Source organism: Nocardia exalbida NBRC 100660 (genome assembly GCF_000308575.1).
Lineage (GTDB): Bacteria > Actinomycetota > Actinomycetes > Mycobacteriales > Mycobacteriaceae > Nocardia > Nocardia exalbida.
Map to the genome: position 1 here is coordinate 34,390 of NZ_BAFZ01000002.1, position 21,550 is coordinate 55,939.

The window sequence follows — 21,550 nt, forward strand, 5'->3', positions numbered from 1 at the left end:
CAGCTCCCATGAGGGCGTTCTCCTCTTCGAACAGCGACCGCAGATCGTCCGGTATCTCGACCTTCTCGTGTTCGCGGGCTTCGGCTTCGGAGGTGAAGTACACCGTCTCGACGAATCCGTCGTCGCCGTAGGTCGCCAGCGTGCCGCCGAGAATCTCCGGGCGTACCTCGTGCAACCGATCACCCGACCGGGCCAGTATCTCGCGCATCCGTCCGGCGTCCCGGGTGTGACCTTCCATTACCTGCACGAATCCGGCGCGGTCGGAGCCGCCACCCATCCACTGCGTGACTTCGGCGCAGTCCATGAACGTGACCGGCCCGTCGAAGCACTGCTCGGTCTCCCGCCACCAAGCGCCCTGCTCCGGGCGCTCGCTGTTGCGGCGGGCGGCCTCCTCGGATCGTTCGCCGCTCGGATGCCGCGCGCAAGTGCCGGACGCCGGGCCCTGTCGCGGTCAGGCGGCGGAGATCGGCGTGTGGGTGCGGCGGGATGCTTCGTTGTCGCGTTCGGTGATGCGGACGTACAGCCGGATCAGCACCTCGCGCAGGGTGACGCCGAGCTCGGCGGCGTGCAGGGCGGCCAGTTCCAGCGCGAGGTCGCTGGTGAGCGTGCCGGGATCGCTGAGCATTTCGTCCAGCACCATCCCGGTCACCGCCTGATCGCGGGTCAGGACGACGGAGGGCAGCCAGCTGAGTTCCCACGCTGCGCCGGAGGACGAGGAGAGCAGCCGGGCGATTTCCGGGCTGATGTCGCTGGTGATGATCGAATCGGTGATGTCGAGTGCCATGATCCGCTCTCATTCACGCTGTTTCGGGATGACGTGGACCCGCCGCTCGACGGTTACCGTGCCCGAACGCGATGGATTCGTCCGCGCTTCGGTCGTATCGGTGTCCGAATGCGCCGGGAGATCGGCGCGAGCGAGAAGGCGGGTGGTCACACCTGGCCGCGGATGATGCCGGGCCGCGCCATGACGAGGTATCCGCATCCGGCACCTCCTAGAGTTATCGGGCCACCGAGATCGGCAGGCCGGAAACCGTTGTGCCGAACCGAATTGCGGTGACGTCGAGATCAAGGCTAGGTGCGGCCACATCTTGCTGTCAACGAAGCTTTAGCGCTTTGTGATGATAGTAGATAAGCTTCAATGACTTCATATAGTCATGCGGCTCAATACTCATCAGGAATTCGGGCAAAAATTGGTTATCGCTGCGGGGTCAAGCCGGTGCGGTACGTTTCTGAGCTCATGTGGCAGCCCTTTTCGCAGGGGGTGTCGGATGTGGCTGGATCTCTGCTCGACAACGAAATTCGGCGAACGCGATTCGTCGGATGCCTTTTGCCACTCGATGATTAGAATGATGCATCGTGACATGCCGTGAGCATGCGTAGGCAAGGTGCAGGATGGGAGGCACGGGATGGCTGGCTCCGGCTCGGATGAGCAGGTCGGCGATCTGGTCCGCAGGCTACGACTGGAACGCGGCTACACGCAGGCGGCGCTCGCCACCCGAGCGGGCTGTTCCCGCAGTCTGATTCAGCAGATCGAGAACGGCAGCCGGATTCCGCCGCTCGCGCTGCGGGAACGCTTGAGCCTCGCTCTCGGCGCGGAACTGCCGACCGACGGCAGCGCCGATCCCGCGACCGATCCGACCAGCAGCAACTACTACGACCTGCGGATGCGATTCAACGTCCTGCTCGGCAAGGACCCCGAATTGGTCTCGCGCGCACTGGGTATCGCGCAGAGCCTGATCGACGCGTCCGGTGCGCGAGCGGAAATCGAACCGCTGCGCCTGGTCGCCGACCGGCAGTTGGAACGCGCCGAGGAGATCCTCGCGCAGATTCCCTCGCGCAGCGCCACGGTATGGGAATGGAACACCGTCACCGACTGGCTGACGATCCTGGAACAGGCCACCACGTCGGTGCGCGCGATCCACACCGCAGACCTGGGCACGATCGGCGGCGACGTCGGCGACGACTATCACGCGGCGATCCTGCGCCTGGCCGACAAGACCCATCCGCCGAAGATCGATGTGCGGCGGATGTATGTGCTCGACGACATCTCGGACGTCTGGCCCTATGACGACAAACTGTGGAAGCAGGCGCGCTCGGGCGTGGAGAGCGTGCTGGTCAAGCGCGAGTACGCCCGCAACGCGCAGAGCATGCTCGTGGTCGACGACCGCTACGTCGCGGTGGGCGAGTACGACTACTCGCGCCAGGCCCGGGTGGCGACGCGCTTCTCCGCGCTGAAGCACGACGTCGCGTTCGCGGTCCGGCGGTTCGAGAAACTCTACGACCTCCGGCGCGCCGGTTCGGCCATCGTGGTCGACCAGATCGTCGCGCAACCGCCACTGGCGGAATTCGAACGACTCGCCGAGGGCGACTGCCGCCGCCTGTTCCGCGCCGCGCTCCAGGAGAAATGGAACACCATGCCCGCACCGGGAGACTCTTCAGAAGGCGAGGTTCCGTGACTCAGAGCCACGTGCTCACCGATCCGCTCGCCGACCTGGCGATGCTGACCAATCGCTCCGAGGCCAGGAAACGGCAAGTGCGCGGGCACGTTTCGCGGGACGCCTGGTTCGCGGGGACCGGCGGCCTGCGCCACTCGGGCGTCATCGACGCCTACCACGGCGAGACCGGCCGTGCCCCCGACGCGCACGCCGTCGCGGCGCTGGACCGGGCGTGGCGAGAGAGCCTGCACATCGCGCCCGCCGCGGAGTATCTCGACGGCAGGCTCTACGACAAGCGGCAGCCGTTGATCCTGCGGGAGCTGGCGGCCCGCAGGCTGTTCGGGCGCCTGTCACATCCGGTGGAAGGGGTCCCCGGCGTCCGGGTGCGCGCGGAGGAGGTGATCGTCTGCCCGTACTCGAGCACGATGCTGCTCGAGGAGGCTGTCGCGAGCCTGGCCAGGCCGGGCGGGGTGATCGTGTGCCCGGAGGGCTTCTACAAGAGCTCCAGCATCCACGTGGAGAAATTCGGCTTGCGGATCGTGTCGTGCCCGGTGGCCCCGGACGACGGGTTCAAGATCGACCCCGCCCGGCTGGCCCGCTGCCTCGCCGGGCTGCGGGCGACGGGCGAGCTGTGCGGTGTGCTGCTCACGCTGCCGGGCAACCCGGTCGTCGCCGACTACACGGCCGCCGAGCTGGCGGAGATCGGGCGGGTGCTGCTCGACTGCGGCGTCCCCGTGATCTGCGACATGGCCTTCGACCTGCTGGTGGCCTCGCACATCCCGGTCGCCGCGCTGCACGTGCCGACCGAGCAGGGCATTCGGCGGCTCTACGACGTGGTGCTGACCATCACGGGCAACTCCAAGGGCTACAACGCCTTCGGCCCCTGCAAGATGGGTGCGGCATGCACCGGCGACAGCGCGTGGCTGGAGCGGATCCGGGAACGGCTCACCATCTCGTTCCAGCGCGAGACCACCCACCTGGCTCGCGCGATCCTCGAGCACACCTCCGAGGACTACTTCGCCCGCAACCACGCGCTGATGCGCGCGCAGATCGAGCGGGCGTGCGGCCACATCGCCGCGATCAACACGCGGCTCGGAGCGGAGGTCCTGCGACCGCTGGGCAATCCGGAAGGAATGTTCGTCTCGGTGGTGTTCGATCGCGCGCTCCTCGACGCGGCGGGTGTACACACGAGTGCGCAGGTGGAAGACCTGTTGCTCGCCGTGGCCGGCGTCGACAGCGTCGCACTCGACCGCACCGGCTCGCTGCGACCCGGCGTCCGGTTGAACGTTCTCGCTCCCCGCAAAGCGCCGCGACACGAATCGCCCGCTTTGCTCGATGAGCTCTTCGACCGGCTGGAGCAATTGATCCGCGATATCGCCGGCGGGCTCACCTATCGCGCCGCGCTCGCCGATCGCGGCCTGACCGCCTTGGTAGCGGAGCCCGGAGCCGCGCGGTGATCGTCGGGGTGCTTCGCGAGACCGCACGGCGGGAGACTCGTGTGGCGCTCACACCCGACGCGGTCCGCACGCTTTCGACGACGGGACTTCGAGTGCTCGTGGAGGAAGGCGCGGGGCGAGGTGCGGGTTTCACCGACGCGGCCTATCGGGCGGCCGGGGCGGACGTCGTCGGGGATCGCGCGGAGGTGTTCGAGCGCGCGGGCATCGTCGTCTGGGTGAAACCGCCCGCGTTCGACCTGGATTCGATGCCGTTGCGTGCGGGAACCACGCTGGTCGGCTTCCAGGATCCGCACTACCGTCGCGGCGAGATCGATCGGTTGCGTGGCCTCGGCATCGAATCGGTCGCCTTCGACGAGGTGCCGCGCGACGACTCGACCGCCGAGATCGATGCGCTGTCCGGGATGAGCCGGATCGCGGGCGCGGAGGGTTACGCCGAAGGCAGGCGGCTGCTCGCCCCGGCGCGGCTCACCCGTCCGGTCCGTGGCCTGGTGCTGGGGTGCGGGGCGGCCGGGCTGGCCGCGATCGCGGCCGCGCGCACGTTCGGCGACGAGAAGCCGACAGCGGTCGGTAACCGCCTCGCACAACGGTCGGCCGCGTCGGCGGCGGGCGCCGGGCAGTTCGTGCCGATCCGGGACGACAACGCGGCGCTGCTGGAATCGCTCGCCGCGGCGCCGCCCGACCTCGTCGTCTGCACCGCCGTGCACCGCGGATCCCCGGCGCCCCGCCTGCTCGGGCAGGCGGAGTTGGACCTGCTCGGCCCGGGGACCGTGATCGTGGATCTCGTGGCCAAGGCGGGCGGCAATTGCGTCGCGACCGTTGCGGACCGGACGGTCATCCTGCCCAACGGCGTCGTTGTCACCCATCGCTCCAATTACCCGGCGAGCCGTCCGGCCGCGGCCAGTCGTGCGTACGCCGCGGCGACGGCCGCCATGGTGCTGCGGATCGCCGGAGAGCGCGGAAGTACCTTGACGGTCGATGAGAACGTGTTCTAATTTTTGGCATGCGCAGATTTGACGGCCGCCGCGTGGTGGTGACGGGAGCGGGATCCGGCATCGGTCAGGGCATCGCCCTGCGACTGCTGGACGAAGGGGCGCAGCTGGTCGCCGCCGACATCGATGCGGCGGGCTTGGCCACCACCGCGGACAAGGTGGGCGACGGCGCCGAGCGACTGCGAACGGTCGAGGTCGACACCGCCGATCCGGCGTCGGTGCGCACCGCCATCGACACGGCGCTCGAGTTCCTCGGCGGACTCGACGTGCTGGTCAACGCGGCGGGCATCCTTCGTCCCGCGCGCACCCACGAGATGCCGCTCGAGGTGTGGAACCAGGTGATCGGGGTGAATCTCACCGGCACCTTCCTGATGACCCAGGCCGCGCTGCCCGCTCTGCTGGACACCGGACGCGGCGTGGTGGTCAACATCTCCTCCACCGCGGCGTTCAGCGCGGCGCCATACCTGGCCTCCTACGCGGCGTCCAAGGGCGGCGTGAACGCTTTCACGCACGCCATCGCCTTGGAGTACGCCAAACAGGGCTTGCGCGCGGTGAACATCGTCCCGGCCGGCATCACCAGCGGGATCACGACGAAGTCCATCCTGGCCCAGCCCGAGGGTTTCGACCCGCAGTTGTTCTCCCGGATGACCGGGTGGCTCAATGGCGGCGCGCTCGGCTCTCCGGAGGACATCGCCGGGGTGGTCGCCATGGTCGCCTCCGATGACGGGCGGTACATGACCGGCACCGAGATCCGGGTCGACGGCGGCGCGCTGATGTGAGTCAGCGGGGCGTCGCCACCAGAAGGTGGTGCGGAATCGGCGTATTCGCGAGCCGACGATGCTCGACCTGGCAGCCCGCCTGTTCCAGTACCGCGATCACCTCCGGCACCGGACGCAGGGTGAAGCCGTACGGGGTGAACGGCAGCTTCGCCATCGCGTCCGGATCGCCGATGCCGACCACCAGACGGCCACCCGGCCGGACCACGCGCGCGAGTTCGGCGCAGGCCGCTCGCAGGTCCGGCACGAAGTAGACGGTGTTGACGGTGATCGCGGCGTCGAGACTGTCGTCAGGCAAGGGCAGCGCGGTGAGCGAACCCTCGCGCAGCCGCAGGCGACCGGACTCGATGTCGCTTCCGTGACCGGAGCGGGCGCGTGCCAGCATGTCCGCGGAGATCTCGACGCCGTGCACCACACCGTCCGCGCCGACTCGATCGAGCAGCAGCGAAAGCCCTGCGCCGCCGCCGAATCCGACGTCGGCCGCCGTGCCGCCGGGCGCGACGGAGGCCGCCTCAACCGCACCGGCGATGGCGGCCTTGTTGCCGCGATCGAGCACGAAGGCGATCCCTTTGCCGAGCACCCCGTGGGGATTTCCGAGCTGACCGGCGAGGCCGGACAACAAGCGGGCCCGAACGGAGTTCATGGGCGCCATCGTATCGGCCCGCCCGTACCGGACGGGTGCGGCGAATGTCCGAATACTGTTCCGTTGGTATCCGTTCGACTACCGCCTTGTGAAGGACGACCTCGATGCGCCGACCGATGATCGTTCTCGCCGCCTGCGCGCTGGCTCTGCTGCCCGGTCAGCCCGCCTCGGCCGCCGCGCCATGGGGGCCGCTCGCGCCGCCGAACCCGTTCCTCGGGCCGCCCGGCGCCGCGACCATGCACGGCGACGCGGGATCCTCGGACGTGACGGCGCTCGCCGGGCCCGCCGCCGCGGGCGCGGTCGCGGCCTATCCGCTGGCCTCCGCGTGCCCCACGCTGCTGGAAGGATCGGACCGCCTCGTGGTCGCCCTGTGCACCGCGATCGCGGGACAGACCCCGACGGTGCACCTGCTCGATCCCGCGGCGCCGGGCCCGCTGGTGGGTTCGCTCGCCGCACTGCCGTTGACCAGGGGAAGCCTGCTCGGCGGCGTGTACGCCTACCTCGACCAGGTCGACCGCTTGGTGGTCGTGGACGGCACCGACCGGCTGCTGCGCATCCGGCACGAGCGCGACGCGACGGGGGCGTGGCGGCTGATCAGCGAAGACTTCGCCGATCTCGGTCCGGTGCTCCCGGCCGGAGACGCGGTGACCGGACTCGTGCCGGACTGGTCGGGCAATGTGTGGTTCGCGTCCGGTCAGGACGTGGCCGGGTTCGTCACGGCTACCGGGGAGGTCGCGGCGCTCGCGTTGCCCGCGGGAGAGCGCGTGGCCAACAGCATCTCGTCGGCACCGGGCGGGCAGGTGGCGGTGGCCACGACGCACGCGCTGTACGAACTGCGCGCCACCGCGTCCGGCGTTCCCGAGATCGTGTGGCGCGCGCCGTACGACCGGGGATCGGCGCGCAAGCCGGGACAGCTCAGTTGGGGCACCGGCTCTACCCCGACCTATTTCGGGCCGCGCACCGGTGCGGACTACCTGACCATCGTCGACAACGCCGACGAGCAGGTGCACGTCCTGGTATTCCGTTCGGGGACCGGCGACCTGGTATGCACGGCACCGGTGCTCGGTGAAGGCGCCCCGGGCAGCGAGAATTCGCCGGTCGGGGTCGGCCGCTCCGTCTTCGTGGCGAGCACATACGGATACCCCTACCCGGCGCTGCCGGAGGGTGCCGGACCGGCGGTGCCCCCGAGCGCGCCGTTCACCGGTGGCATGACGCGCGTCGATGTGGACGGCGACGGATGCCGCGTGGTGTGGGAGAACACGGTGCGCAGCGCGGCCGTACCGCGCCTGTCCACGGCCGACGGCCTGCTGTACACGGTCGCCCGCCTCGGCGCGGACCACACCACGCCCCTCGACGGGTACGCGTTCACCGTGCTCGACCCGGAAACCGGTGCGGTCACCGCCGCACAGCACCTTCCCGGCACCGTCGTCGACGATCCGCTCCAAACCGCGCCGCTGATCACGCAGGACGGCCACCTGCTCCAAGGAACGGTCACCGGGATCCTGCGCGTCGGCTGAGCCCACCCGATCCATTTCCGCCTCTGACCGGGACGCACCGTTCCGTCCGCGCGTCGACGAACTCGGTGGTGCGTCCAGCCGTGCACAGACGATCGCCTCGGCGAGGGAACGGGAACCGGCCGAGCACTGGACTGTGACGTGCGTCTCTCGAACTCGGCTGTGGTGGGGTCGATTTCGCGCGGTTCCAGCCCTCGTTGCGGCAGGTGAGGCGAAGATCACATAACCCGTTACGGTTGCGGCCGAGGTGCTGAATCGGGCTACGGGGCGGGGTGGGCGACCGCTCTTTCCCCAGCCGGTTAATCCGGAGCCTGTCGGGGAACTGGCCGGTCTTCCCTGCGCGCCACTATGTCCTTACCCGGTTTATTACCGCGTAAACAAACCTGTGGTCGCTTTCTTTCGTGTGCTGATCAGCAACCGTCAATTCTTGCAAATGAACGTGCAGGTGGGAGCCCATGTCAGCAACCATGGAGAGGTCTATCTTCCGTCCTGGCTAACGCCTCGGAGAGGTTCCCGAGCTATTGCGGAGGCGATTCCCATCGAGTGTTTCGGGAGTGTCACCGAGGCGGTGCCCGGCCGTCGAAACAGTGATCGCGCGTGTCGCATGCGGTTAGCTGGCGGGGGGTGAAAGGGCGCGGCCACCAGGGTTTGCTGGGGCGCTGCTTTATACGCTTGACCTCGACGGGGAGGGTTGCGTAGGGATAACGATTGTGTAGAGTTGACGGTAACGCTGGCCGCAGCTCGAGCCGGACTCGCTGCGGCCAGCGGAACTCAAATGGGGGACTTCCGAACCGAACTCACACCGCGTAGCTGCCGATTATCCCAGCTGCGTCGCTCAGGGTGTGCTGAATGTTGGCTGCGTCACAGCGGACGGCTGATCGCCGGATGTCGCGGAATCCGTGCTCGCCTGCTCCGTGACCGCGCGGCGACCCACCCCGAACACGTACACCAGGAACAACGCCTCGGCGGTGAAGCCGATCGCGAGGCGAATCGGCGTCGGCAGCGGGCTCGGTGTCACGAATCCCTCGATGAAGCCGCACACCAGCAGCACTCCGACCAGGCCGAGCGCGACGGTTGCGGTCGCCCGTCCCTGCCTCGCCACCGCCTCCACGCGGCTGAGCCGTCCCGGATCGATCAGCGTCCAACCGAGTTTCAGGCCCACGCCGCCCGCGACGAACACCGCGGTGAGCTCCAGCGTGCCGTGCGGAAGGATGAACCCGAAGAACGAGTCCAGCCGCCCCGCGTCGGCCATCAGCCCGGCGCTGACGCCCAGATTGAGCGCGTTCATGAACAACAGATAGACCGCGGGCAGGATCAGTACGCCGGTGAACAAGGCGATGGCGGTCACCCACGCGTTGTTGGTCCACACCTGTGCGGCGAAGGCGCCCTGCGGATGCTCCGAGTAGTACGTCTCGAACGCGCCGCCCGGTGCGGTGAGACTTCCGGTGTCCGCCGGGATTCCGAGTACTTCGCGCGCCGACTCGAATCGGTCCACCCAGACGGCCAAGCCGGCCGATACGCACAAGAACACCGCGGCCACCCCGACCCACCACGGCCAGGACCGGTAGAGCGCCGCGGGGAAGCGGTAGCCGAAGAACCGGCCGATCTCCTGCCAGGTGTCGGCTCGGGTCCCGAGTACCCGGCCGCGCGCACGCGCCAGCAGTGCGCTCAGCCCGGCGATCAGCTCCGGGTCGGGGCTGTGCGACTGCAACCGTGCCAGCTGCTGGGAGGTGCGGCGGTAGAGCGTGACGAGTTCGTCCGCCTCCGCGCCGGTCAGCCTGCTCCGTTTGGACAAGTAGTCGAGCCGGTCCCACGCCCTGCGGTGCGCCAGGCTGTATGCGTCAACGTCCATTCGGTTGCCTCCCACTCCCGCCGGTCGCAAGAATGCTATCGACATGGCTGAATTCACCACCGGCGAAGCAGTGGCCCTGGAGCTGCCGATCGCCCGGATCCCCACCAGGGCGAGCGCGTTCCTGATCGACGTGCTGGCCCAGTGCACGCTGGCTTTCGCGCTGCTGTTCGCGATCGTCACGCTGCTGCTGCCCGCCGGCGTCGACTCGGCCTGGCTGGACGTGGTGATGCTGGTCACCATCGTGACCGTGCTGGTCGGGTATCCGGTGGCCTGCGAGACCGCTTGGCGGGGGCGGACACTGGGCAAGCTGATGCTCGGGCTGCGCGTGGTGCGCGCCGACGGGGGGCCGATCGACTTCCGGCACGCGCTCACCCGCGGCTTGGCGGGCGCGATCGTCGATTTCTGGATGCTCGGCGGGTTCGGCGCCATCGCGGTACTCACCTCGATGTGCTCGCCGCACGCGCGGCGGATCGGTGACGTGCTCGCGGGCACCGTGGTCGTGCACGCGCAGCGCCCGCTGCCACCGCCCGCGCTCGCGATCGCGCCGCCGTGGCTGACCGGATGGAGCGCGCAGCTCGATCTGTCCGGACTGCCGGAGGAGCTCGCCTTGGCGGTGCGGCAGTACCTGACGCGGTTGCGCACCCTGACGCCCGCGGCGCGGCACCAGCTGGGCACGGCGCTCGTGGGCGAGGTGTGCGGGCGGCTGCGCGTCGCGCCGCCTGCCGGTTACCCGCCGGCGCAGATCCTCGGCGCGGTCATCGCCGAACGACAGCGCCGGGTGCTGCCCGCGCCGATGTACCCGGTGTTCCCGCCGCGCGTGGGTCAGCCGTTCGCCGCGACGTAGTCGTCCACCTCGCGAAGGAACGCGTCCTGCCGGGCCGGCGTCAGCCAGGAAGCGCGGAACGAATTCCTGGCCAGCTCGGCCAGCCGATCGATGCCGAGGCCGGCGTGCTCGGCGAGTGCGAGGTAGTTGTCGGCCACGTACGCCCCGAAGTAGGCGGGGTCGTCGCTGTTGACCGTCACCGTCAGCCCGCGATCGAGCAGGCCGACGATCTGCGCGGACTTCATCTCGGCGGTGACGAAGGAGTTCGACACCGGACAGCAGGTGAGCGCGATTCCCTTGGCCGCGGCCAGTTCGACCAGACGATCGTCCTCGACGATGTTCGTGCCGTGGTCGAGGCGGTCGACGGCGATGTCCTCCAGCGCCTGGCGGATGTGCTCGACCGAATCCGGCTGGTCGATGTCGCAGTGCATGGTCAGCAGGAAGCCTTCGGCACGGGCGCGCTCGAAGACGGCGGCGAACTTGCTCGGCGGGTTGCCGCGCTCGTCGGAATCCAGCCCGACTCCGAGGATCCAGCTCTTGTACGGCAACGCCTCCAGCAGCGTCGCCATGGCGTACTCCGCGGAGTGATCGCGCAGGAAGCACAGGATCAGCTCGGCGGATATCCCCAACTCCCGCCGCGCTCGCGCGATCGCCGACCGGTAGCCGCTGATCACCGTGGGAAACGGGATCCCGCGCCCGGTGTGCGCCTGCGGATCGAAGAACAACTCGGCATGGCGCACGCCTTGGCCGTGCGCCCGGCGCAGATAGTCGAATGCGAGGTCGTGGAAGTCCTCCGGGCGCTGGAGAACGCGCATCGCGGGGTAGTAGACCCGGAGGAACGACGTCAGGTCGTGGAAGCGATAGGTCTGCTTCACCTCGTCCACGGTCTTCTCCGGCAGCTCGATGCCGTTTCGCCGGGCGAGGAGGAACTTCAGCTCCGGCTCCAGCGTGCCTTCCAGATGCAGGTGCAGCTCCGCTTTCGGCAGTCCACGGACGAAGGCGGCGAGATCTGAGGCCATGGGGCCATGATCCTCCTCAGAGTGCGCCGGATTGCTTCAGTTCCAGGTATTCGTCCGCCAAGGCCTCCGGCAGTCGTTCCGGTGACGCGGCGACGACCGCGATACCGGTGCGGCGCAGCGATTCCTGGACCAGCGCGCGTTCGGCGAGGACGGATTCGGCCGCGGCCGCGGCGTAGAGGTCGGCGAGGCTGTCGCGGCGGGTGGCGGCCGCGGCGACATCGGGGTCGGTCACCGAGACGATGAGCACTCGGTGCCGCTGCGCCAGCACCGGCAGCACGGGCAACAGGTTCTCCTCGACCGCGGCGCCGTCCAGGCTGGTGAACCAGACGACCAGGCTGCGGCGGCGGGTGCGCTGGATGGCCGCCCGCACCAGCCCGGCGCTGTCGGTATCGACGAGCGCGGGGGTGATGCCCGCCATCGCGTGCATCAGCTTCAGCTGCAAACCTTTCCCGCCGATACCCCGGACTTCGGCGCGGGCTCGCCGGTCGAAGGCGAGCAGGTCGACCGAGTCTCCCGCGGCCGCGGCCAGGCCACCGAGCAGCAGGGCCGCCTCGATGCTCGCGTCCAAGCGGGTGCCGTCGCCCACCCGGCCCGCGCTGACCCGGCCGGTGTCCAGCAGCATCAGCATGTGCCGGTTGCGCTCCGGGCGCCAGGTGCGGACCAGGACGTCGGTGGCGCGGGCGGTGGCGCGCCAGTCGATGGCGCGGACATCGTCCCCGGCGACGTACTCGCGGAAGGAGTCGAATTCGGTGCCCTGCCCGCGCAGGTTGGCCACATTGCGGCCTTCCAGGTGTTGCAACCGCTTGACCTTCGAGCGCAACAGCCGTTCGGCGCGGAACGCGGGCAGCGCGCGTACCCGGGCGGGCACGTCGTGCCTGGTCTGCTTGCCCGCCAGCCCGAGCGGGCCGAGCAGGCGCACGGTGACCTGGCCGGCGACCCGATCGCCGCGATAGGTGGGCGTGAGCGCGGTGCGGAAGCGGACCTTGGTGCCCGGCGCGAGATCCAGTTCGTGCGTGCGGTTTCCGGCGCGTGCGCTGCCTGGCCAGTCGTCCCACACGGTGCCGTGCAGCGTGCGTGCCCCGGTGTTGACCGCGACGAGCTCCACCTCGACGGAGCGCCCGAGCCGCACCGTGGTGAGTGCCTCGCGAGACAGCGCCAGGTCGCGCGACCGTCCCACCGCGCCGAGATCGATGAGCAGCCCGGCCGCCAGGGCACAGGTCACCACGACCACGCCGAGCACGGACGGCAGGACCAGGGTGACGAACAGGGCCGCCACGCCTGCCGCGGCGGCCAGCCGACCGGTGACGACCATGCGCTACACCGGAACCGGAACCGACAGCAGCAGCGACGACAGCACACCCTCGGTGGTCACGCCGTCCAACTCCGCCTCCGGACGCAATTGCAGGCGGTGGCGCAACACGGCGACGGCGACGGCTTTCACGTCGTCGGGTGTGACGAACCCGCGACCGGTGAGCCAGGCGAACGCGCGCGAGGCCGCCATCAGCGCGGTCGCGCCGCGGGTCGAGGCCCCGTGCTGCACGGCGGGCGAAGTGCGGGTGGCCCGGCACACGTCGACGGTGTAGGCGAGCACCTCGGGGCTGATCGTCGTCTGCGCGATCGCGGCGCGGGCGGCGGTGATGTGTTCGGCGCCGGCGACGGGACGCAAGCCCGCGGCGGTCAGGTCGCGCGGATCGAAGCCGGCGGCGTGGCGTTGCAGGATGCGGAACTCGTCATCGCGGCCGGGCAGGTGGATGTCCACCTTGAACAGGAACCGGTCCAGCTGCGCCTCCGGCAGCGGGTAGGTGCCCTCCTGCTCGATCGGGTTCTGGGTGGCGACGACGACGAACGGATCGGGCAGCGGCTGCGGCTTCCCGTCCACCGAGACCTGCCGTTCCTCCATCGATTCCAGCAGCGACGACTGGGTTTTCGGCGGCGTGCGGTTGATCTCGTCGGCGAGCAGCAGGTTGGTGAACACCGGACCGTGCCGGAAGGTGAACTCCGCGGAGTGCGGATCGTAGATCTGCGAGCCGGTGACGTCGCCGGGCATCAGGTCGGGGGTGAACTGCACCCGCGCGTGGTCCAGGTCCAGCGCCGTGGCCAGCGCCCGCACCAGCAGCGTCTTGGCCACCCCCGGCACACCTTCGAGCAGCACGTGGCCGCGGCACAGCAGCGCGAGCACCAGGTACATGACCGCGCTGTCGTTGCCGACCACCGCTTTGCCGATCTCGGCGCGCAGGGCGTGGAACGCGGCGCCCGCTTGCTCGGCCGTGGGCGTGGTCTCGGTGCTGGTCATTCGATCTCCTGTGGTTCGCGGGCGTTCCCGGATGCCGTGGGCCGGGCGAGGATTGGGCGAAGGCGTCTCATCCGACCTCCGATTCGATCCATTCGAGCTGAGCGGCGACCACCCGCAGGGTCCCCGGATCGGGCACCGGGCCGAACAAGGCGGCCCCGATCTGGGCGGGGTGGGCTCCGACGCGCGCGGCGACCGCGGCGACGATGCGGTCCGGCGGGGTGTCGGCCGTGATGCCGAGCGGGGCGCGGATGCGGCGCAGCGTGGCCGCCCGCAGCTTCCCGGCGACGTGGTCGTGGTCTTTCGAGCGGCGGTACAGGGCGGCGTGGCCTGCGAGCAGTTCGTTCGCCGCCACCTCGACCGGGCGGGGCTCACGCACCAGTGCGCCCCGCCTGCGGGCCCGCCACCACACCACCAATGCGGCGGCGATCAGGAATTGCACGCCGCCGTAGAAGACCGGCGCGGGCAGCCGGTCCCAGATCGGGTCGTCGCCCGCCCCGAAGCCGGGGCGGCTTGGCGGCGGGACATCGGGCAGATCCGGTGGCGGCTGTGGCGGCGGCGGGGTGGGCGCGGTGGGCGCACCGCAGGATTGCAGGGCGCCGTAGACCAGCAGCAGCAACGCGGCCGTCGCGGCGAGCGCCGCCCAGAACCGGGGGTCGCGCAGCAGATCGGGCAGCGGGGGAAGCCTGCGCCTGGTGCGCGGCGCCTTCTCGACCGCCTCGATCTCGACCGGTTCCGGCGCGGGTGGCGGCGCGGAGGCGGAGAACCGGTCGGCGTATTCCAGCCTGCGGTATTCGTCTTCGGTGGCGCGGCGTCCGCCGTAGACCACCTCGTCGAAACTGTGTGCGGCGGGTTGGATCTCGGTGGCGACCTCGAGCGGCAACGCTGTCGTCACGTCGTCGGCGGTTTCCCGCGCGGTGCGCGAGCGCCGGACCTCCAGCACGCCACCCTGTTCCAGGCCGCGCAGCACGGCACGGAAACGTTCCCGCAATGCACGGTCGAAATCGCGGTGCCGCGCGGCGGATTCGGCGGCGGCCCGATGATCGGCGGCGGCGCCGAGCCGCGGCGCGCCGGGCGCCGGGTCGTCGGTCGCGTGGGGACCCTTGGTCAGCCGGATCTCACCAGGATGCCGAGCCGACGGGATCTCCGGCGGTGTCGGATCGCTCATCGCGTCTCCTGCCGGGGAATGCGAATGTCCAATCCCTCCCTGCGGCAACGGCGATCGAGGTAGCACACCACGCGCGACGACGCCTCGACCACCTCGCCGAAGGCCGTCAGCAGCAGCACCGCCGACGTGGTCAGCACGATCACCGGCCACCGGTGCGTGCCGGAGAAGTCCGAGACGTACAGCGGGATGGCCAGCAGCGGGATGGCCAGCAGCCCGAACAGGACGCGTTGCGCGATCCAGAGCCCGACGGTCGGCCACTCCGCGCCTTCGGCGAGCAGCTTGGCGCGGGCGATTCCATCGCGGTGCGAGGTGCGCTCCACGAACAGCACCGGCACCGCTACCCAGCGGCGGGCGCGCAGCCAGCCCAGCCAGAGCACCGCGAGCGGCAGCGTCACGATGGGCAAGCCGCTCACCGCGAGCACGCCGACGCCCACCAGCGTGAACAACAGCTGGAACACCAGCAGCGGGCCGAGCGTCGCACCGAACCGGCGCAACGCGGTCCTGCGGCCGATCGGCGCGCCACCGACGGTCGCGAGCCCAAGGGCCACGGTCGTGCCGCGTAACGCGAACCGCAGCAACCAGGCACAGGCCGCGGTGGACCCGATCGCCGCCCAGGCGGTGCCCGCGTCGGAACCGCCGGTCAGCTCGGAGACGCCCGCGGTCACCGCGACGACCACGGTCTCGGCCAGCAGCAAGCCCGGCACGATCGAACCGGCGATGGCGCGGATGTTCGCCTGGATCAGCGCGAACGGCGCATCGAGCAGTTCACGGAAACTCAGCGGTCGGATCGGCACCGTCGTTCCAGGAGACCCTGGTACCGGATCTGTTCCCGCCCCGACGGCGCCGGCCGGTTCGGCGGCTGGCAGCACGGGCCGAGTCTAGCCGTCAGCGGCGCAGTAAGCGGTCCACCACCTGCCGGTAGCGAACCGGATCGATGGGCGGGAGCCCCAGCAGCGCGCGCAGGTACACGCCGTCGCCCACGAGCCGGATGAGGTCGGCCTGGACCGGGTCGGCGACCTCCGCGTCCAGACCGTCCGACCAGGCGTTCATCATCTCGACCAGCGCCTGCTGTACCTCGTCGGGCTCCGGTGTGGCGTCGATCGTGCGCATGGTCGCGAGCATGGACCGATAGAGCTCCAGTTCCACCGCTTCCGCCGCGTCGTCCGGGTTCGGCGTCTGTAGGTACCACTCGGCTACCGAGCCGCCTCTGGCGACCGCGCCGTCCAGCTGCTTGCCCGCACGGTCGGCCAGCCTGCGGACCAGGCCCGCGAGCAGCGCGTCCTTGCTCTTGAAGTGATAGAGCAAGCCGCCTTTGGAGACGCCCGCGGTGGCCGCCACGTTCTCCAATGTCACTTGCGACATGCCTTTTTCCAGCAGCAAGGTCTCGAGCGCGTCCAGGATGCGGTCGCGGGTGTCAGCGGTCACGGCTCGACTATACCGTCCGGACGGTTGGTCAGTTACTATACCGTCTGGACGGTAAGAAAATGGACGACGGAAGTCGAGAAAGTCATGAACACCCAGACCGCGCGGCCCACCGGACGATCGGCCACCACGCCGCCCCGCGCCGGAACGCGCGAGTGGGCCGGATTGTCCGTGCTCGCGCTCGCCCTGCTCCTGCTCGCCGTCGACGCGACCGTGCTGGACCTGGCCGTACCCGCGATCAGCGCCGATCTCGCCCCGACCACGCCGCAGCTGCTGTGGATCATCGACGTGTACTCGTTCGTGCTGGCCGGGTTGCTCGTCGTCATGGGGAACCTGGGGGACCGGATCGGGCGGCGCAAGCTGCTGCTGCTCGGCGCGGCCGGATTCGGTATCGCCTCCGTGCTCGCGGCGTGGGCCCCGACGCCGGAGATGCTCATCGCGGCGCGGGTGCTGCAAGGCATCGCCGGTGCGACGCTGATGCCCGCGACGCTGGCGCTGATCAGGTCGATGTTCCTCGATCCGCGGCAGCGCACGGTCGCGATCGCGGTGTGGAGCGCGATGGCGGGCGGTGGCGCCGCGGCGGGACCGCTGCTGGGCGGCTGGCTGCTCGAGCACTACTGGTGGGGGTCGGTGTTCCTGGTGAACCTGCCGGTCATGCTGGTGCTGATCGGGCTGGGGCCGGTGCTGATCCCGGAGTCGCGCGATCCGCAGCCCGGCCGCTTCGACCTGCCCAGCGCCGTGCTGTCGATGCTCACCCTGGTGCCCGTGGTGTACGCGGTGAAGGAGGTCGCGGCGCACGGTCCGGGTATCCGACCGGTCCTGGTCGGCGCGCTGGGTGTGCTGGCGGGTGCGGTGTTCGTGCGCAGGCAGCGACGGCTCGCGCGGCCGATGCTCGACCTGGCGCTGTTCGCGCTGCCGACCTTCCGTACGGCGGTGGTGACCAGCCTGCTCGCGGTGTTCGCGCTGGCCGGTGTGCTGTTCTTCGGCTCGCAGTACCTCCAGTTGGTGCTCGGACGCTCGCCGATGCAGGCGGGCTTGCTGCTGCTGCCGGGCCTGCTGGCCGGGATGATCGCCTCGCTCGCCGCGGCCTGGTTGGTGCGGCGGCTGCGGCCGGGCACCGTGCTGGGCGGCGCGCTGATCACCGCGGCGGTGGGCGCGGCGCTGTTCGGATGGCTGGGTCCGGAGGCGGCCACCAGCACGACGCCGTTCGTGCTCGGCTTCCTGTTCGTGGGGGCAGGTGTCGGCGTCGCGCTGACCGTGTCGTCGGACCTGGTGGTCGGCGCGGCGCCCGCGGAGCGCGCGGGTGCGGCCGCCGCGGTGTCGGAGACCGCCTACGAGACCGGTATCGCGCTGGGCGTCGCGATACTCGGCAGCGTGGTCATGGCGATCTTCCGCAACGGCCTCGACCTGAGCCACGTGCCGGATGATCAGGCGGACGCCGCCTCGGAATCCCTCGGCGCGGCCACGGCTTTCGCCCGTGAGCTGCCGGAGGCCGCCGGAAACGCGTTCCTCGCCTCGGTGCACGATTCGTTCGTCTCCGGCATCCACTTCGCGGCGATCGGCACCACCTCGATCCTGCTGGCAGCCGCGCTGGTGGCGTTCCGGTTGCGCGGTGCGCGGATGTGATCGCTGGTCGGGGCGCTTCCGAGCGGGAGCGTCCCGCCGAAGGCCTCAGGCGGGACGTGCGAGCCGGGTCGGTGTGAGGCGGCCGCGGAGGGTGACGGATTCGCCGAGCTGCCACTGCCCGGTCTCCGCCTCGGCCGCCGCCGCGACGGTGGCACCGGAGGCGAGCAGCAGACCCCGCTGCTTGGCCAGCTCGCACAGGCGCGCGGCCTCGTTGACCGCGTCGCCGATGACGGTGAACTCGTAGCGCTGATGAGCGCCGACATTGCCCGCCACCACCCGGCCCGCGGCCACGCCGATGGCCGCGACGAAATCGGTCGCGTCGGCATCGAGCCGGGCCCGGATCGCGCGGGCGGTGGCCAGCGCCGCGCCCGCGGCATCGGACAGCGGCGCGGGCGTGCCGAAGACGGCGAGCGCGGCGTCTCCCTCGAACTTGTTGACCAGCCCGCCGTGGCGCTCCACCTCGTCCACCACGATGGCGAAGAACCGGTTGAGCAGGGCGACCATCTCCGGCGCCGGGATGGTCGCGGCCATCGTCGTGGAGCCGACGATATCGATGAACAGGGCCGCGGCGTCGGTCTCCACGCCACCGAGCGTCGGATCGCCCGCCAGCGCGGCCGCGGCGACCTCACGCCCGACATGCCTGCCGAACAGGTCCCTGATCTGCTCGCGTTCCCGCAGCCCCTCCACCATGTGGTTGAAACCGCTCTGTAGCTCGCCGAGCTCGGTGCCGTCGTAGACCGCCAGCGCGACAGCGAGATCGCCGTCCTCCACCTGGCGCATCGCGCGGCGCACACCGAGGATCGGGGCGACAGTCGCGGCCAGTGTTTGTGTCATCAGCAGCAGGCCGAAGATCAAGGTCGCTCCGCCGAGGGACAGCACGCAGACCGCCAGCCGAGCCTTGGTCACGTCGTCCATCACGAGCGCCGACACCGCGAGCACCATCATCCCGGCCACCGGAACACCCGATCCGACCACCCACACCACCAGTGAGCGTCCGAAGACGCCGATGCCGCGGCGTCGACCGGAAGGCGCGGCTTCCAGCACCCGCGCGGTGACGGGTCGCAGCGCGAACTCGATGATCAGGTAGCTGTTCGCGCACACCACGATGGCGCTGAGCGCGATGCCGAAGGCCACCTTTGGAATCAGCCGCGGTTCGGCCAGGCCGTACAGGGTGGTCAGCAGGACGAGGCCGCCGAACCACAGCAGCGCTTGGTTACGCACCAGCCTGCGCGGTACCACCGTGGCCGCGGCCTGTTCTTCCTCGGTGGGCACGTGCAGCGGGTCGGTGGCCCACCGCAGCGCGCGCAGCCCGCGGGTCGTGCCCCACCACAGCCCGAGCAGCAGCGCGCAGCTCGCGTACAGCGGTGCGGCGAGCACGTCGAGCAGCAGGAGATCCCGGGTGAACACCGACGGCCCCGGCAGGACGAAGCCCACCAGCACGATCGACACCACCATGCCCGTCAGGTTCCCCAACAGGGTGGGCACGGTGAGCAACAACTGAATGCGAAGGCGCCGCAGCCCCGACGACTCCTCGGCGGACCCGAGCAATGGCGAGCCCCACGGCGCCGCGGCGAGCGTCACCTCCCTGTGTTGCATGGGTGCAGCGTAGGCCGAGGCGTCGCGCCGTGCCGCAGGGCCGTTTCGGCATCCGGGCTCAGGCAGTCCAACCGAACTCGTACCCGCACAGCTCCGGGCCGAGACGGCGACGACGACCACCGAGGTACCCGTAGTCCGAGGTGTCGGTGGCGGCGCGCGCCACCCCGCCGCTGTCTGCGGCGAGGACGTGGCGCCGCGTAGCGGGACCGGTCAGCGCCCGGGCGGCAGTTCGCGCCGGTCGGGTTCAGGCAGTTCGGGGTATCGGCGACCGGGCAGTTCGTCTCGCCGGGCGCCGGTGGGCAGGCCGTAGCCCGCGGCGCCGGTCGGCGGAAGCGAGGAGTAGCGGGGCACCGCGTCGACGACGGTGGAGGCGACGTGCTGGGCGTGCGCGATCTCGGGGGAGCCGGGCTGCGGCTGGTAGCCGACGGCCTGCGGATGCGTGGCTTGGCCGTCGATGGTCACCTTGCGGGTGCGCCGCAGCGTGAACGTGATCTCCTCGACCTCCTCGAACGCCTGCCGAGCGGTGCGCAGCGGATGCGTCGCCGTGTCGATCGCGTTGGCGACGAACGACGGGACCAGCGGACGGATGAGACGCGCCGCGGTGTCGGTGAACGGCACCGTGCCGATCAGGGGCAGTTCGAGTCCGCCGCTCTGCGGCGCCGCCTGCGGGGCAGCGACGGCGGGCGACTGCGCGGTCACTGGCGCCGGTAGGTTCGGCGTCACCTCGTCGGGCATGGCGCTGTCCTTTCGGTCTTCCGCCGCGGCGGGAAGTTCGGGGCGGCGCGGCGGCTCCGTGATGCCGATCTCGATGCCGCCGATGGCCGCGATGATGCGGGTGCGCTGCCGCTCCCGGTCGATGGCCGTGTCCGCCTCGACGGCGAGACGGGCGGCGGTGAGCTGCTGCTCGGCACGCAGGATCTCCGCCTCGGTGCGCACTTCGGCCTGCTTGACCGCGATCGCCGCGTCGGCGTCGCGCTCGGCGCGATCGTGCACCGTGCGGGCGGCGTTGTGCCGGTCGAACGAAGTCTCGCCACGCCACCACCGCAGCACAAGGGGCAGCAGGGCGAGTGCGACGAACGCCACGATGGTGAGGATGCGCAGCGGCAGCGCGTGGTGCACGGTGTAGTCGTTCATCGCCTGCCAGCGCGCGCCGAGTCCGCGATCGGTGTCGTCGAAGGCGGCGGTCCGCGCGGCCGACAAGGCGTCCCGGTCGGCGTCGATCCGGCGGTCCGCGGCATCCACCCGGGCCTGGGCGGTGGCGAGTTGCTTGCGGGCGTCGTCGAGCATGGCGTCTGCCGTCCGCGCCTCCGGCCCGCGACCGGGCACGCCGGTGATCCTGGTGCGCGGGCACTCGGGGGCCGGGTTGAATTCGCAGCGGGCGATCACCAGGGCGTGATCGATATCGTTCTGGGCCATGCCGATCGCCTGTTCGAGCGCGGCCCGGTCGGCCTTGGCCCGGTCCAGTTCCGCCTGCGCCGCGACGACCCGAGGCGCCGAATCGAGCGAGCGCTGCGCCTGCTCATCCAGCACCCGGTCGACGGATCCGCTGAACAGCACGATCGCGGCCAGTTCGGCGAGCAATCCACCGGCCAGTACGGCGACCGCGAAGCGCGCGAGCAGCCCGAGCCGATCCGGTCCTCCGCTCGGCCGCGCCGTGGCCAGAGCACGCGCCGAAGCGCCGGTCAGCGCGCCGACCACGATTCCCACCGCCGTCGCTGCCCACCAGGGCCAGGCGGACGCCGCGGCCAGGGCGGCGACCACACCGGAGATACCGGCGAACAACAACACGACGGCACCGGTGACGGCGTACCCGGCACGCTCGTGACGATCGGTGATCGCGCTGGTCCGGCCCCCGCCGAGCCAGGTGAACAAGCCGGTGACGGTCATCGGAAGGCACATCCTCTACGTCCCAGGCGCTTTCGCGGGCGCGACGAAACTGT

Annotated in this window: 18 protein-coding genes and 1 pseudogene; 7 read left to right on the forward strand and 12 right to left on the reverse strand. The window is 70.4% G+C overall.

The features are described 5' to 3' along the window. Positions 1 to 4 precede the first annotated feature (4 nt). Positions 5 to 397, reverse strand: a pseudogene (locus tag ON29_RS36815) (hypothetical protein); the annotation flags it as partial. Between the two features lie 54 nt (positions 398 to 451). Next, positions 452 to 784: a hypothetical protein gene (locus tag ON29_RS00710; RefSeq protein ID WP_051174742.1), complete on the reverse strand. Its 333-nt coding sequence runs from the start codon at positions 782 to 784 to the stop codon at positions 452 to 454. Between the two features lie 622 nt (positions 785 to 1,406). On the opposite strand from ON29_RS00710, the gene ON29_RS00715 reads away from it, so the two are divergent. From ON29_RS00715 to ON29_RS00730, 4 genes are read left to right on the forward strand one after another with little or no spacing between them, the layout of a single operon-like run. Next, the gene (locus ON29_RS00715; RefSeq protein ID WP_040864144.1) at positions 1,407 to 2,456 is read left to right on the forward strand and encodes a helix-turn-helix domain-containing protein; all 1,050 of its coding nucleotides are present in this window, start codon (positions 1,407 to 1,409) and stop codon (positions 2,454 to 2,456) included. Continuing rightward, entirely contained in the window at positions 2,453 to 3,892 is a 1,440-nt protein-coding gene (locus ON29_RS00720; RefSeq protein ID WP_040864145.1) for a pyridoxal phosphate-dependent aminotransferase, read from the forward strand. The genes ON29_RS00715 and ON29_RS00720 overlap by 4 nt, the downstream gene beginning before the upstream one ends. Before the next feature lie 8 nt (positions 3,893 to 3,900). Continuing rightward, positions 3,901 to 4,884 (forward strand): Rossmann-fold NAD(P)-binding domain-containing protein, encoded by a 984-nt coding sequence (locus ON29_RS00725; protein WP_281032486.1) that lies wholly within the window; start codon positions 3,901 to 3,903, stop codon positions 4,882 to 4,884. 8 nt (positions 4,885 to 4,892) lie between these two features. Next, positions 4,893 to 5,660 (forward strand): SDR family NAD(P)-dependent oxidoreductase, encoded by a 768-nt coding sequence (locus ON29_RS00730; protein ID WP_040864147.1) that lies wholly within the window; start codon positions 4,893 to 4,895, stop codon positions 5,658 to 5,660. Between the two features lies 1 nt (position 5,661). Here the strand turns inward: ON29_RS00730 and ON29_RS00735 are convergent, their stop codons facing one another. Next, positions 5,662 to 6,300 (reverse strand): methyltransferase domain-containing protein, encoded by a 639-nt coding sequence (locus ON29_RS00735; protein WP_040864148.1) that lies wholly within the window; start codon positions 6,298 to 6,300, stop codon positions 5,662 to 5,664. Between the two features lie 104 nt (positions 6,301 to 6,404). Between ON29_RS00735 and ON29_RS00740 the strand changes: the two genes are divergently transcribed. Beyond that, positions 6,405 to 7,817 carry a hypothetical protein gene (locus ON29_RS00740; RefSeq protein ID WP_040864149.1) on the forward strand — a complete coding sequence of 471 codons (1,413 nt, stop codon included), beginning with the start codon at positions 6,405 to 6,407 and terminating at the stop codon, positions 7,815 to 7,817. Positions 7,818 to 8,649: 832 nt separating this feature from the next. Here the strand turns inward: ON29_RS00740 and ON29_RS00745 are convergent. Further along, positions 8,650 to 9,666, reverse strand: a complete 1,017-nt coding sequence (locus ON29_RS00745; RefSeq protein ID WP_040864290.1) for a stage II sporulation protein M — start codon at positions 9,664 to 9,666, stop codon at positions 8,650 to 8,652. A 43-nt stretch (positions 9,667 to 9,709) separates the two neighbouring features. Between ON29_RS00745 and ON29_RS00750 the strand changes: the two genes are divergently transcribed. Beyond that, entirely contained in the window at positions 9,710 to 10,510 is an 801-nt protein-coding gene (locus tag ON29_RS00750; RefSeq protein WP_040864150.1) for an RDD family protein, read from the forward strand. Here ON29_RS00750 and add read toward each other — a convergent pair. The 6 genes from add to ON29_RS00780 all read right to left on the reverse strand — a co-directional run bounded on the left by add (position 10,489) and on the right by ON29_RS00780 (position 16,391). Beyond that, positions 10,489 to 11,508 carry an adenosine deaminase gene (gene add, locus ON29_RS00755; RefSeq protein ID WP_040864151.1) on the reverse strand — a complete coding sequence of 340 codons (1,020 nt, stop codon included), beginning with the start codon at positions 11,506 to 11,508 and terminating at the stop codon, positions 10,489 to 10,491. The two genes, ON29_RS00750 and add, sit on opposite strands and share 22 nt — an antisense overlap. A 16-nt stretch (positions 11,509 to 11,524) precedes the next feature. Next, positions 11,525 to 12,820 (reverse strand): DUF58 domain-containing protein, encoded by a 1,296-nt coding sequence (locus ON29_RS00760; protein WP_040864152.1) that lies wholly within the window; start codon positions 12,818 to 12,820, stop codon positions 11,525 to 11,527. Positions 12,821 to 12,823: 3 nt separating this feature from the next. Beyond that, positions 12,824 to 13,801, reverse strand: coding sequence for an AAA family ATPase (locus ON29_RS00765; RefSeq protein WP_040864153.1), 978 nt, complete (start codon positions 13,799 to 13,801; stop codon positions 12,824 to 12,826). 67 nt (positions 13,802 to 13,868) lie between these two features. Then, a complete protein-coding gene (locus ON29_RS00770; protein ID WP_083863155.1) occupies positions 13,869 to 14,966 on the reverse strand; it encodes a DUF4129 domain-containing protein in 1,098 nt (365 codons plus the stop codon). Beyond that, entirely contained in the window at positions 14,963 to 15,760 is a 798-nt protein-coding gene (locus ON29_RS00775; protein ID WP_245548757.1) for a hypothetical protein, read from the reverse strand. The genes ON29_RS00770 and ON29_RS00775 overlap by 4 nt, the downstream gene beginning before the upstream one ends. Positions 15,761 to 15,851: 91 nt before the next feature. Further along, on the reverse strand, positions 15,852 to 16,391 hold the full coding sequence (locus tag ON29_RS00780) for a TetR/AcrR family transcriptional regulator (RefSeq protein ID WP_040864154.1): 540 nt from the start codon (positions 16,389 to 16,391) through the stop codon (positions 15,852 to 15,854). A gap of 84 nt (positions 16,392 to 16,475) precedes the next feature. Here ON29_RS00780 and ON29_RS00785 point away from each other — a divergent pair, with 84 nt between their 5' ends. Beyond that, positions 16,476 to 18,014, forward strand: coding sequence for an MFS transporter (locus ON29_RS00785; protein WP_040864155.1), 1,539 nt, complete (start codon positions 16,476 to 16,478; stop codon positions 18,012 to 18,014). A gap of 45 nt (positions 18,015 to 18,059) precedes the next feature. Here the strand turns inward: ON29_RS00785 and ON29_RS00790 are convergent, their stop codons facing one another. Both ON29_RS00790 and ON29_RS00795 read right to left on the reverse strand, forming a co-directional pair. Continuing rightward, positions 18,060 to 19,610, reverse strand: coding sequence for an adenylate/guanylate cyclase domain-containing protein (locus ON29_RS00790; protein WP_040864156.1), 1,551 nt, complete (start codon positions 19,608 to 19,610; stop codon positions 18,060 to 18,062). Positions 19,611 to 19,820: 210 nt separating this feature from the next. Continuing rightward, positions 19,821 to 21,497 carry a DUF4407 domain-containing protein gene (locus tag ON29_RS00795; protein ID WP_051174770.1) on the reverse strand — a complete coding sequence of 559 codons (1,677 nt, stop codon included), beginning with the start codon at positions 21,495 to 21,497 and terminating at the stop codon, positions 19,821 to 19,823. Positions 21,498 to 21,550: the final 53 nt, after the last annotated feature.